General features: G+C 33.2%; 10 protein-coding genes. 6 read left to right on the forward strand and 4 right to left on the reverse strand.

From position 1 onward, the window contains the following. Positions 1–286: 286 nt before the first annotated feature. The 4 genes from DCS95_RS04850 to DCS95_RS04865 all read right to left on the reverse strand — a co-directional run bounded on the left by DCS95_RS04850 (position 287) and on the right by DCS95_RS04865 (position 5,969). On the reverse strand, positions 287–3,262 hold the full coding sequence (locus tag DCS95_RS04850; protein WP_116769680.1) for a ThuA domain-containing protein: 2,976 nt from the start codon (positions 3,260–3,262) through the stop codon (positions 287–289). 1,009 nt (positions 3,263–4,271) lie between these two features. After that, complete coding sequence (locus tag DCS95_RS04855; protein WP_244178381.1) at positions 4,272–4,760, reverse strand: VOC family protein; 489 nt, start codon at positions 4,758–4,760, stop codon at positions 4,272–4,274. An 87-nt stretch (positions 4,761–4,847) separates the two neighbouring features. Beyond that, complete coding sequence (locus tag DCS95_RS04860) at positions 4,848–5,477, reverse strand: NAD(P)H-dependent oxidoreductase (protein WP_116769682.1); 630 nt, start codon at positions 5,475–5,477, stop codon at positions 4,848–4,850. A gap of 42 nt (positions 5,478–5,519) precedes the next feature. Beyond that, positions 5,520–5,969, reverse strand: a complete 450-nt coding sequence (locus DCS95_RS04865) for a DMT family transporter (protein WP_116769683.1) — start codon at positions 5,967–5,969, stop codon at positions 5,520–5,522. A gap of 197 nt (positions 5,970–6,166) precedes the next feature. On the opposite strand from DCS95_RS04865, the gene DCS95_RS04870 reads away from it, so the two are divergent. The 6 genes from DCS95_RS04870 (at position 6,167) to DCS95_RS04890 (ending at position 13,446) form a co-directional block, all read left to right on the forward strand. After that, positions 6,167–6,853: a DUF4386 domain-containing protein gene (locus DCS95_RS04870; RefSeq protein WP_116769684.1), complete on the forward strand. Its 687-nt coding sequence runs from the start codon at positions 6,167–6,169 to the stop codon at positions 6,851–6,853. Between the two features lie 155 nt (positions 6,854–7,008). Beyond that, on the forward strand, positions 7,009–8,091 hold the full coding sequence (locus DCS95_RS04875; RefSeq protein WP_116770159.1) for a serine hydrolase domain-containing protein: 1,083 nt from the start codon (positions 7,009–7,011) through the stop codon (positions 8,089–8,091). Then, positions 8,084–8,245 carry a hypothetical protein gene (locus tag DCS95_RS20185; RefSeq protein ID WP_164674119.1) on the forward strand — a complete coding sequence of 54 codons (162 nt, stop codon included), beginning with the start codon at positions 8,084–8,086 and terminating at the stop codon, positions 8,243–8,245. The genes DCS95_RS04875 and DCS95_RS20185 overlap by 8 nt, the downstream gene beginning before the upstream one ends. Positions 8,246–8,293: 48 nt before the next feature. Next, positions 8,294–9,157, forward strand: coding sequence for an ABC transporter ATP-binding protein (locus tag DCS95_RS04880; RefSeq protein ID WP_116769685.1), 864 nt, complete (start codon positions 8,294–8,296; stop codon positions 9,155–9,157). Between the two features lie 10 nt (positions 9,158–9,167). Continuing rightward, a complete protein-coding gene (locus DCS95_RS04885) occupies positions 9,168–12,341 on the forward strand; it encodes an ABC transporter permease/M1 family aminopeptidase (protein ID WP_244178382.1) in 3,174 nt (1,057 codons plus the stop codon). A 16-nt stretch (positions 12,342–12,357) separates the two neighbouring features. Next, a complete protein-coding gene (locus DCS95_RS04890) occupies positions 12,358–13,446 on the forward strand; it encodes an alpha/beta hydrolase family protein (protein WP_116769686.1) in 1,089 nt (362 codons plus the stop codon). Positions 13,447–13,458: the final 12 nt, after the last annotated feature.

Raw genomic sequence — 13,458 nt, forward strand, 5'->3', positions numbered from 1 at the left:
TTATTATCTTGGACCAAAAACGTTAAAAACCGCCCTTTTCCACCAAAAAAGATTTAACAATCAAAATAGCAAAATTTTAGCTAAATATTGCCGAATTATGAATTAAAATAAGGGTTTATTAGCATTTAACAAATTAGAGAGGAAATAGTATTTTTTAAAAGCATATTGCAGCTTGGGCTTTGTTCTTGGATTAACCCCATCATACCCTAAAGAAAGTAAATCATAAAAAAGCCAATGGAAATTTTCCATTGGCTTTTGAAACTTATAATTCAATTAATATATAATCTTATTCTTCATTAGTTGGTGCCACAAATATAATTTGGTCGCTAGTAGACAACGATGAATTTTCTACATCAGAATTACCTTCATCCAAATAAGAAGCCATTATAATATACTTGCCTTTACTGTTATCGTTTGTATGCTGTGTAAATTCTAAATTACCCGATGTTGGTAATAAGTTTTCATCTATTTTTTCATCAGGATTCAAGGACAGAATATAATCTATGATTTTACCAACTTCCTCAATTTTTAACTGCGGGTGTGCAGACATCAATGATTCGCCCCAAACACCTGTACCGCCTTTTATGACCTTATCTATCAAGTAGTCTTTGTCTTTTACGCTATATCTTTTTGCTATGTCAACATAGCTAGGCCCATTTACTTTTTCTATTTCAGCATGGCAGGCTCTACAGTCGGTATTATCTATAATAACTTTTCCCTCTGGAACAACATGTTGTTGATGTCCGATTGCTGCTTTAATTATATCTTCACCTTCAGGAATATAGTCGAATGTCACTTTAATTTTATCTTCTGGTATGCTACCGTCTTCAGAGTTACCATCTTCAAAATCCTCTACAAATACTTTATAGTTCAATTTTTTAGTAGCTGTATAAATTGTGTCGTTCGGTTCAATTTGAATTTTTAATGTCGGTGGTGCATTACCCGCCATTATTTTAGTATCAGCTACCGAAGTATTACCAAATTCGTCAACAATTTTTAAGCGTACAGTATATATACCTGGTTCATTAAATGTAAATATTGGTTCTTTTTCTGTTGATTGACCTTCATTATGATCTAAAAATGACCATTCATATTTTAACTCATCTCCATCATAATCTATAGATGATGCTCCTGAGAAACTCACTGTTAACGGGACAGCCCCAATTTTTTTATCTACATCAATTTTAGCAATAGGCTTTCTATTACCTGAGATATATGATATTCTACTTAATCTTGCATCCAAATTTTTTGTATTCCATTTTTGACCGTATTCCAGTACATATAAATTACCATCACTACCGAAAGTCATATCCATTGGATGTGAAAATTCTGTATTCGGCATAAAAGGTTCTGCCTTTACATAATCTTGATTTTCATCTAGCGTAACAACATAAATCCAGTCTCGCATCCATTCATAAACGAAAAGTTTATTTTCAAAATATTCTGGAAATCGATTATCTTTTGCATTAGGATAGTCGGAGGCATGATATACCGGACCTCCCATTGGATTTACTCCACCAACACCAACCCAAGGAAATTCTTCTGAACGATCATAAGAGAACCATATCAAAGATTCTTGAGCTGGAGGTAAATTTTGCATTCCAGTATTATTTGGAGAATTATTTACGATGTTATTAGGATCAAATTTCTTACCCGACATTTCTTTTGTAAAATCATAATCATTATATGGTATGTTATTACCTCTGGTATATGGCCACCCCCAAAATCCGGCTTTTCTGGCTTGGTTAAATTCACCAATTCCCTTAGGTCCACGATCAATTCCGTTTTTACCCGCATCTGGTCCTACATCTCCCCAATATACATACCCTGTTTTAGAATCTACCGACATTCTGAACGGATTTCTAAGACCCATAATATATATCTCAGGCTTCGTATTAGGGGTTCCTTCTGCAAATAAATTTCCTTCAGGTATTGAATAGGTTCCATCATCCTTTGGGGTAATTCTCAATATTTTACCTCTTAAATCATTGGTGTTTCCTGCAGATTTTTGAGCATCCCATAATGCTCTACCTTCCCGTTCATCAATTGGGGCAAAACCCTGAGATTCAAACGGATTGGTATTATCACCGGTAGTGATGAACAAATTACCATTTGGTCCAAATTCTAAAGCCCCTCCACTATGACAACACTCTCGTATTATAGGTATCGTAAGTAATAATTTTTCTGACGCAACATCTAATTTTCCATCCTTTAGGGTAAACCTAGAAATGTGCTGCTCAGGATTATCTCCTTTAGCAGAATAGAATAAATAAATCCAATTGTTACTTTCATAATTTGGATCAACGGCCAAACCTATGAGTCCGTCCTCATTCAAATACAATACATCTAACTTTGCTACCTCTTTAGTAGATTCTGATTTAAAATTAAAAATCTTTAGTAAACCACGTCTCTCTACAAATAAGATTCCCTCACCTGGCAACTCTGCAAGTTCCATTGGTTCATCTAAGTTAAAATCTAACACCTTCTTTACAAATCGATTTTCTGGTGGCACCCTATCGGATGTAGCTTTTGAATAATCTAAAGTCCCTCCATGAGATACGTAGTCAATACCACTTAAAAGATGTTTCAAGAACAGGTTATTCTCAAAGGTTTCATTTGTATGACCCATAACGGTATAAAATGCCTTTCCTCCATTATATTCATGATACCATGAAGCAGGATGTTGCCCTTCGTTTGCGCCCCCTTTATATGAATTTTCATCTAACTCCAATACAACGTTAACATCTTCATTAATATTCTTAAAGTTGTACCATTCATCTTCTTTTTCCCACACGCTATCAAACATTTGTGTGGTAATATGGTTTTTATCTAACACATTGAGCCTTGCTTTTTGTACTGCAGGGTGACCATTAAAATACGCACCAACCAGTTTATTATACCATGGCCAATCATATTCGGTATCGGTTGCAGCATGGACACCAACAAAGCCGCCACCAGCTTGAATATATCGTTCAAAATCTGCTTGTTGAACAGCATCAAGTATATCTCCCGTTGTATTTAGAAATACAACGGCTTCATAATTTTTTAATGAGTCTTCAACGAAATAATCAGCATCTTCCGTCGCCGTAACCTTAAAATCGTTTTCATCACCTAACTTTTTAATTGCAGCAATGCCAGAGGCTATAGAGCCATGCCTGAATTCAGCGGTTTTAGTAAATACTAAAATTTCTTTTTCTTTTTGCGTACAAGAAATTGCTACACTTAAAACCAAAAGTGTGCATACTAATTTAAAACATTTCATTAGGAATAGGTTTGTTATTTATGACTGGTTAAATCACCGCATTTACATATTAATTTGATGATTTTAATGTAGTAGTTGCTTTTTATCTTAAAAAATAGAAATATTGATATACTTTCAATTAAGATTTTAAATATATACCAGTAACAAAAATAGAATTGTACATTTTCGACTAGCAACATAGCTGATAGGACAAATGTCATTAAAATATTCTGTATACCATGTGGTTTAGAAAAAACCGAACGATGCTTATTCTACAAAAAAAAAAAATTATCCAAGAGACTTAAATTTGACTATTAAAATTAATTCAATGTTATCTCATCAATAGACAACCATTTTCAATCACCTTAAGTACTGGTTTCCAAATTAGTCACTATGCTCTTAAAAAAAGGGAAGAAAATAGCATTAATCTTCAGTTTTAAAACCTATAAATAACGCACAATCATTTTTAGCTTAACCCCTCACAACTCATGAATTTTGCTAAACACATATCAATGACGCAGAAGCTAAGAATCTTAAAATGCACTCATAGATAATAACAATCTTATTGGCTTGTGTGAACATTTAGCTGAATAACACTTGCCATATAATAACTTTGAAGTATTTGCCATAACACAATTTCGAGGTGATTTATTTTAAGATAGAATTAAGCTGTGTATTACAATTATAAGTTTTAAGTATAAGCATTATTTAAAACTAAAAAACCTGCTAATCTTTAAGACTAGCAGGTTTTAATTTAGTCGGGGTGGCAGGATTATACCCCTACCCCATAATGTTATGTATATCATTTTTTTACGGTTTTAAAAATTTCACTGTTGACCGATTTGTTGACGACATTTAAATGAACTTAAAGTAAGATGACTTACTTTCTGATAGTTTAAAGATATTAATTGCATAATTAAAGATTCCCCTTAACGCCAACATATTTTATTAATTAACATTAAACCAACCTTACATTCATTTGAACTTTCTAACTAATACTGCGCATTCTAATGGGACTACAATAAAAAAATCAATCCTTTCTAGAAGTTATCCTAATGTAATAACCATCGGGGTCAATCAATCGAAAATCGGTAAGCCCCCATGGTCTATCATTAATCTCTGCATGTATTGGGTATCCGCTTCGCTTCACTCGCTGATAAACGGACAATACATCATCAACTTCCAGTACAATTTCTACACCGATACCACGGCGTGAATCATTCTTTTTCAATTTTAAATAATGGTTTTCAGACATCTCGGCTTCAGAACCTATCCCTAAAATCACGGATCCTTTTGTTACCTGCTGATACAAATGATTAACAGAATCGCCTTCATTTGAAAAATTTAGAATTTTGGTATAAAAATTTACTGATTGTTCGACGTTGGAACTGAAAAGCTCCAATCGAAGTGATGCGTTGCTATCTTGAGGTTTTTTCATAAAACTGAAGATACTACCCGTAAGGAATAGAAAAATAATGGCCTTCTTAATTTTTGTGAACTTCACTTGGAGTGATTTCATAACTATTAACTTTTAAAATTTGAAATTGTAATTCTGTTTTGCCGAGCCACTAAGGGACTAGCGTTCATAACCCATATTTCATTGATTTTAAACCAACTCAAAAAGAACTTCTTTGGGCTTTCTAACTTTTTTCCTGAATTGAGTATGATCTTCTTCTGATCGAAAACCGACCGGAGCAATTACCGCGGCATTCAAGCCCTTCTTCTTTAACCCTAAAATTTCATTATACTTGTCCGATTCAAATCCTTCCATGGGACATGCATCAATTTTCAACTCCGCACAGGCCATCAAGAGGTTTGACAATGCCAGATAAGTTTGTTTTTCCGACCAACTGATCCATTCCGAATCAGTTTTTTGAGACAAACTCCCTTTGATAAAATCGCCATAGGCAGAAAGCTTATCCAAAGGCGAACCTTGAATTTTTGCAGTGGCTTGAATATATTCATCAATATGCTTTTCGCTTCTTTCGGTATAATTACAGAAAATAAATAAGTGTGAGGCATCTGTAATCTGTGCCTGATTCCAAGAAGCCTCTTTAAGCTGCTCTCTTAGTTTCCGATCCTTAATGACCAGCACCTTATATAATTGTAGGCCATACGATGAAACCGACAGTTGTATGGCTTCCTTTAATCTTTCAAGGTCTGCATCACTTATGTTTTTAGATGAATCAAATTTTTTTGTGGCGTAACGCCATTTTAGATTTTCCAATAGTTTCATAATATTAATTTTTAAGATTCGTATTTTATATACACTTTTTGCTTAATTCTCTTTGATAAGGAGTATTCCAATACACATTGCCACAACCCCAAGGATCCTTTTAAATTGCATAGGTTCTTGCGGCATACCAAACCAACCATAATGTCCTGCGATTGCCGAAAATAGAAGTTGGCCAAACAAACCGAGTGATATCATGGTTGATATTCCCAGTTTTGGAATTGTGTAGTAATAAAGACAAATACCGATTACACTAAAAAGTGCTCCTGTAAACCATAAATATTTAGGTATATCATACAGTAGCGATACTTTCGGAAAGTTTTTGAGGCTCATTAGTACCATCAGTAAAGCGAAAACCATACTGAAAAAGAACGCTACTAATGACGCCATTAATGGATTTCTAAGTTGAACACCCAGCTGTGCGTTAAAGCCACCTTGCATGGCCAGAAAAACTCCACCCACGATGGCTAATATCATATTTATGTTTTGGTTCATGATCTTTACTTTAATAACACAAAATTATTGTAAAGGATTCTGGTAAAAATTAAGCTAGCTTAAGAAATAAGGAGCTAATTCAAGGTAGTTTCACAACTGGCTATCATTATGATATGATTCAATTTACTTCTTAACTAAAGTCAATGAAATCTGTTTTAAGAGCCGATAATTTTGCATAAAATTTAAAATGTGTCATTATGAAACAATTAGCAAAAATATCGGGAATCGCTTATTTGATGATTTTTTTATTTGGTTTTTACGCCAACTTTTCGGTGCTTGAAAGCCTCATAGTGAGTAACAACGCGTCAATTACGACTTCAAATTTTATCAATAATCATTCACAATTCGGAAAAGGTATACTTGGGTTTGTAGTCATGCTTTTTTTTGATGCTGTATTGATTTGGTCAATTTTCGGTTTAACAAAACCGATAAGTAAAAATCTATCTTATCTAGCTTCGTTTTTCAGACTACTTCACGCTCTGTTTTTTGGTGTTGCTCTACTTAAATTATTACACATTTATCAATTAACAAGGTACCTCTCTAGCTCTATTAAAATGGAACAACTAGTAACGGAGTTGTTATTAGATTTTGATACACTTTGGACTATCGGATTGTTATTTTTTGCAATTCACTTAATTGTTCTAGGATATCTGGCCATAAAATCAGCATATATTCCAAAAACACTGAGCATTTTATTAGTGTTAGCAGCATTCGGCTATTTAATAGATGGCGCAGCCAAGCTTATAATGTCTAACTATATTGATTATAAAGATGTTTTCGAAATCATAGTAGTTGTGCCATCCGTGATTGGTGAATTCTCATTTACCGCCTGGCTATTAATTAAGGGTTTTAAGAAACGATCTTTTAAAATTCAAAACATATAAATTTTACAACCTCTTTTAGAGTATTACCCTTCCTAAAAAAGTTTAGAAGCGTTGTCAATTCATTTCTTAAGATACCTTAAGATTATTGGCTAATTAACCAGCTAAGTTTGATTTAATTATACATCAAGTAAATAATCAATCAAAAAATGAACATTATGAAATTAGAATATTTAAAAAAAATCATGCCTTTTGTCATTGCCATTTTAGCGATGCAATCTACATATTCACAATCCTTAGAAACTCAAATTGATAGTGTATTAACTACTGTCTTTAAAGCCTCGGAGGAACCTGGAGCGGTGTTTTTGGTAGCCAAAGATGGGGAGCCTATCTATCGGAAAGCATTTGGTCAAGCTAACATAGAGCTTGATGTTAAGATGAATCCTGAAAATGTGTTTCAGATAGGATCCATGACCAAGCAGTTTACAGCCATGGCCATCGTAATGCTGGAGGAACAAGGGAAATTAAATGTAAATGATGCCATTTCAAATTATATTCCAGATTACCCTAACGGAAGCAATATCACCATCCATCACTTATTGACGCATACGTCGGGCATAAAGGATTTCACCAAAATGAAAACAATCATGACCATCGCCAAAAAAGACCAGACACCAAAAGAGCTGGTAGATTTCTTTAAGGATGAACCCGTTGATTTTAAACCAGGAGAACAGTTTTCCTATAATAATTCCGGTTATGTGGTTTTAGGTTACATCATAGAAATAGTATCTGGTAAAACTTATGAAGACTTTATAGAACAAAACATTTTCAAAAAGCTTGGAATGAACAATTCCCGTTATGCAAGCGATAGGGAAATTGTAAAGCATAGAGCTTATGGTTATCACAACAGAGGGGCGTTTACCAACAAAATGCAGGTGAGTTTGAGTATTCCTTATGCTTCTGGCTCATTAATGTCTTCGGTTGATGATATGTTGAAATGGCAAAATGCAATCAATGATAATGTATTAATAAGTGAGAAAGCAAAGGAAAAATTGTTCACAATCTATACCCTAAATAATGGCAAATCTATTAATTACGGCTATGGCTGGCATTTAAAAGATATTGATGGTGTAGCAACCAGAGAACATGGTGGAAGCATCTTTGGCTTTAAATCCATGGGTGTTTATGTGCCAAGCTTAGACATCTATGTAATTGGCTTTAGTAATTGTGATTGTAATTCACCAACTGAATTAGTCAGAAAAATAGCTTCTCTTATAATCAACAGTCAAGGAAATGAATAAACAAATTAAAATAAATTCTAAGAACATTAAGAAAAGTAGCCTTCCAGAAAAATCTCTTTTTGAGGTAATGAGCAATGCATATGAAATCGCAGAAAGATCAGGGTTCTATTTTCCATACAGAAAGTATGATTGGTTAGAATCAAATACTGATTAATTAATAAGAATGCACTTTAAACCTTTTTCAATCAAAAAAACAAACATTATGAACACTTTAAATATTAATAATCTCGACCTCACCTATAAAAATGGTTACCAAGCCATACAGAATATTTCGTTAGAGATTAAGAACGGAATGTTTGGGTTATTAGGGCCTAATGGTGCAGGAAAATCTTCTTTAATGAAAACCATCCTTGGACTACAAAAACCAACGTCTGGGAGTATTGGTTTCAATGATATAGATATTGTTAGTAATCCCGATCATATCAAAAAAAATTTAGGATTTCTACCTCAAGATTTTGGAGTGTACCCTAAAGTTAACGCGTACAATCTATTAAACCATATTGCCGTTTTAAAAGGATTGGAAAATAAAGAAGAGCGAAAAACCCAGATTCGATATTTACTAGAGAAAGTGAACCTTTGGGATTTTAGAAACAAAGAAGTACATACATTTTCAGGAGGCATGAAGCAACGATTTGGTGTGGCTCAAGCCTTACTTGGAAAACCCAAAATCGTTATTGTAGATGAACCAACGGCAGGCCTGGACCCAGAAGAGCGTAACCGGTTCAACATGTTGTTAAGTGATATCAGTAATGATGTTATTGTTATTCTGTCTACGCATTTGGTTGAAGATGTAAAAAATCTATGTTCAGAAATGACCATTATGAACAAAGGACAGATTTTAAAAACCGGTAAGCCTAAAGAACTGATTTATGAGCTAGAACATAAAATTTGGTCAAAGTCAATTAAAAAAGAGGAACTAGAAAATTACCAATCAAAATACCAAATAATTAGCAAGCAATTAATTGAGCGTGTACTACATATTACCATCTTTTCTGAGACAAAACCTGAAGGTTTTGATGCTGTTACGCCTTTACTGGAGCATGTGTATTTTAAAACGCTCGCCTAAAAACTATTATATGATGAATGCTATATTTCAATACGAGTTAAATCAAACCACGAGGCGATGGACAGTATATCCAATGTTTTTAGTCTTTGTGCTATTAGGAATATTTAGCGGAAATAAATTCAATATGACTGCTGGTGAAGGCATATACCTAAACTCACCATATACTATTGGATTTATGATGGGTATGTTTAGTATTTCCATGATATTTCTTGCTATTCTATATTCCAATCAAATTTTATTTAAGGAATGGGATGCCAAGTTCGATTTGGTGATTTTTTCACTTCCTTTTTCCAAATTGACCTACCTAACTGGAAAGTTTTGGTTTTTCTACCTGAAAACATTCTTAAGTTTTAGCTTATTAATTGTAGGTTTTGTCATTGGTCAAAATTTACGAACTGGAGATGAAATGCAAATGGGTTTAAATGTATGGCATTACATCTACCCATTACTTGTTTTTGGTTTACTTAATTCATTATTTGTTTGTAGCTTTTTATTTTTTCTAGCCTACAGAACACATAAAAAATTATTGGTGGTCATTGGAGGACTATTACTTTATGTACTATACATGGTCTTATTGGTGTTTTCTAACTCACCGTTTATGTCCGGGAGTATGCCACAATCGCTAGAAGTGCAACAAATTTCTGCTATATTGGATCCATTTGGATTATCAGCATACTTTTTCGAATCGATATCATTTTCTGTGGTTCAAAAAAATAAAGGTGTTGTTCCACTAACCAATATGTTTTTATTAAACAGAGGGATTTTTCTGTTCATTTCTTCATTCTTTTTATGGTCTAGTTATAGAGCGTTCTCATTCTCAAGAAAACAAAGTCATAAATCTAAAAAGATTATAAAAGTCAATGCCATTAATACTGTAGTGAATTTAAAATCAATAAAGACACCAAAGTTAAATTTTGGAAGTATAATGGATTTTAAATCGGCATTATCCTTTACCAAATTAGACTTAATTTATCTTTTTAAAAGTGTTGTTATTGCGGCTGTTTCCTTGCTACTCGTATTTTATATAGGTATGGAAATGTATGCTGATATTGATAAAGGCATACGATTGCCAGAAAAGTATGCAACATCTGGTCTTTTAGCGACTTCCATTTCATCAAACTTTCATTTATTTGGACTTTTGATTTTAGCTTATTTTGTTAATGATTTATATTGGAGAAGTCATGCTTCTAATTTCACATTAATTGAAAAAAGCATCTATTTTTCAAAGAGTAAATTAAAGGGTCATTTTATTTCATCAATAGTACTGGTCTGTTTTTTTACAATAGTTCTCATTATTGAAGCACTGATTTTTCAATTTAGTTATGGCTATTTTAGTATTGATTGGAAAGCCTATTTAGGTGTCTTTATCTTCAATGCAATTCCTTTAATTCTATTTTCAGCGTTTTTACTATTAATAAATGATACGCTTAATAACCGGTATGTTAGTTTGGGTATTTCTACGGTGAGCGTTTTTGCTTTGGCTAGTCCCTTGTCAAAATATATAATTTCTTACCCATTATTGTACATATTCTCTGGTTATAATGGAATTTATAGTGATTTCAATGGCTATGGAATCTATCTGTCAGCATTCTCGCAACGCCTCTTGTTTGGAATTGGGTTAATAGCGTTTCTCTGGTTGATGAACAGTTTTATAAAGACGAAAGTGTTAAACATAAAGGCGTCCGTATTCGCTTTAGTTCTTGTGATTTTGGGTATTACTAGCGGTATATTTTTCATGAAAGGTTATATGCCAAAAAATGAAGATCAAACAATTTTAGAAGCGGTGAATTATGAAAAGTCTTATAGAAAATATGAAGCCATACCACAGCCAACAATTAAAAATGTAACCACAAATATCAACCTATATCCATCTAAAAACGCCTATGAAATAAATGGACGTTATGTATTAAGCAACCAAACCAATAAGGTTATTCATAAAGTTTTAGTCAATTTTCATTCGGATTTAAAAATTGAAACAGCTTTGTTCGAAAGTGGTTTTAAGAAAACACAAATTAAAGAACACGTCAAAGAGATTAGTTTGGATAAACCATTGCAGCCTAACGAAGAAGCTAGTTTAAGCTTTAGTTTGTCCTACAAATGGTTTGCAGTAAACGGACACCAATCCTTTAATGCCATTGTAAATAACGGTTCTTTTATGAGAATCAGTAATTACTATCCAACTTTTGGGTATCAAAATGATAGAGAAATTGATGATGTAGAGAAACGTAGTGAAGTTGATTTGGGCAAAGCTTCAGAATTGAAAGCATTGGAAAGCCCAGAGATATTTAAAAAAGATTTCATCAATTTAGAAATGACTATCTCTACTGAAAAATCTCAAACAGCTTTAGGTACTGGAGACTTAATAAAGCAATGGAGTGAAAATAACAGAAATTATTCTGTATATAGTGCTGATACTATTCCTTTTCGATTTGCATTGGCTTCTGCCGAATATGAGCATAAATCGATTCAACATAAAGACAAAACTATTAATGTCTACTATTCAAAAAAGCATTTTGAGAATGTAGAACATCTTATTGAAAACGCTAAAATCACCCTTGATTATTGCATAGATAATTTTGGTGAATACCCTTTTAAAACCATCAGTTTTGTTGAAATATCGGCATTCACTAAAGGTTTTGCAGCTACGGCTTATCCATCTGCAATATTTATGACTGAAGATATGATATTTCATACCAACCTAGAAGGTGATAAAAAACAAGATGTCATTAATGAATTGGCAGGACACGAATTATCACATCTTTGGTGGGGAACTAGTCAAATAAATCCAGATTATAGAGAAGGCGCCTCTATGCTTACGGAAACTTTGGCGATGTACACCGAAATGATGTTGTATAAGAAAATGCATGGTCATGAAAAAATGAAGGAACAATTAGAGATTCGTCAGCAAATTTATGATAACGAGAAAGGATTGTATGACAACCAACCGCTTTATAAAGTGAAGCCTGGATATGCACATATTGCTTATTCTAAAGGTGCAATTGCCATGGTGAAACTTAGTGAGTTGATTGGGGAAGATAAAGTAAATGAGGCTCTTAGGAGTTTTTTAAACAATAACAAATACCCCAAAAAACCAACCTCATTAGATTTGTTAAGTGAGCTTTATAAAGTTGCACCAGGTGAAAGCGCTAAATCTAAAATTGACGAGCTGTTTAAAACGATATGAGATAAACTACTAAAAAATGAAAAAATTAATAACTATAGTAATTATTTTTTTTCTGTGGCATCAGAATATAGTTGCCCAGAAAATTGACAGTAATGATCAAAATTCGAGAGAGATTGACTTAATCATTCAAGCGGATGACGTTAAAATTGGAGGAACCTTATCGATTCCAACAAAATTAAATACATCATCCTTAGTCATCATGAATTCAGGAAGTGGAGACCAGGATAGAGACGAAACATTAGAAGGCTTCAAAATTTTTAAAGTTATTGCCCACCATCTGGCATCAAAGGGAATAGCATCTTTCCGTTATGACGATAGAGGTGTAGGTGAAAGCACCGGTGATTTTGTAAACAGCACCATTAACGACCATGCAAAGGACTTGGAAAGCATAATGGATTATTTCAATACCACAAAGGAGCATCCATTCAATGATTTCATATTATTTGGGCACAGTCAAGGCGGCATCCTTGCTGGAAAAGTTGCTGTAAAAAATGAATCTGTAAAAAAGGTGATTTTAATGGGTGCGCCATCCGTACCATTAATAGAAGTGGTTACTTATCAAGTGAGACAAGATTATGAACATACAGATTTACATCAAAATTTAATTGAATCTGATGTGTCTGCACACAATAAACTAATGAGAGCTATTGAAGATGATATGAATATTGATGATGCATACCAATTGTTCAGACAAACCACCGAATCCATTTTATTTGAGATTTCGTCTTCAGAAGATGTAGTTGATAGTCTAAAAATAAAACAACAAGCTATTGCAAAAGTTGATGAATTTAAAATAATCTATGCGTTGCCTTCGCTAACATCGTTTCTTTACTATGACCCGTCAAAGGATTTAGAACAATTGAAAGTTCCAGTGTTAAGTCTATTTGGAGGTTTAGATTTTCAGGTACCTATTCATCAAAATAAGGATAGAATGGAAAACGCACTTCTTATATCAGGTACCAATTATCATTTTACAACTTTTGATAATGCCAATCATTTTTTTCAAAAGGCAAAAACAGGGAGCAGAGATGAATATGCAACATTGGAAAAGAAGTTTGTAGATGGTTTTTTAGATAGGATTTCTAATTGGATTATTGATAACTGATTTAAATAGAAA

Source organism: Maribacter litoralis (assembly GCF_003075045.1).
Taxonomy (GTDB): Bacteria; Bacteroidota; Bacteroidia; order Flavobacteriales; family Flavobacteriaceae; genus Maribacter; species Maribacter litoralis.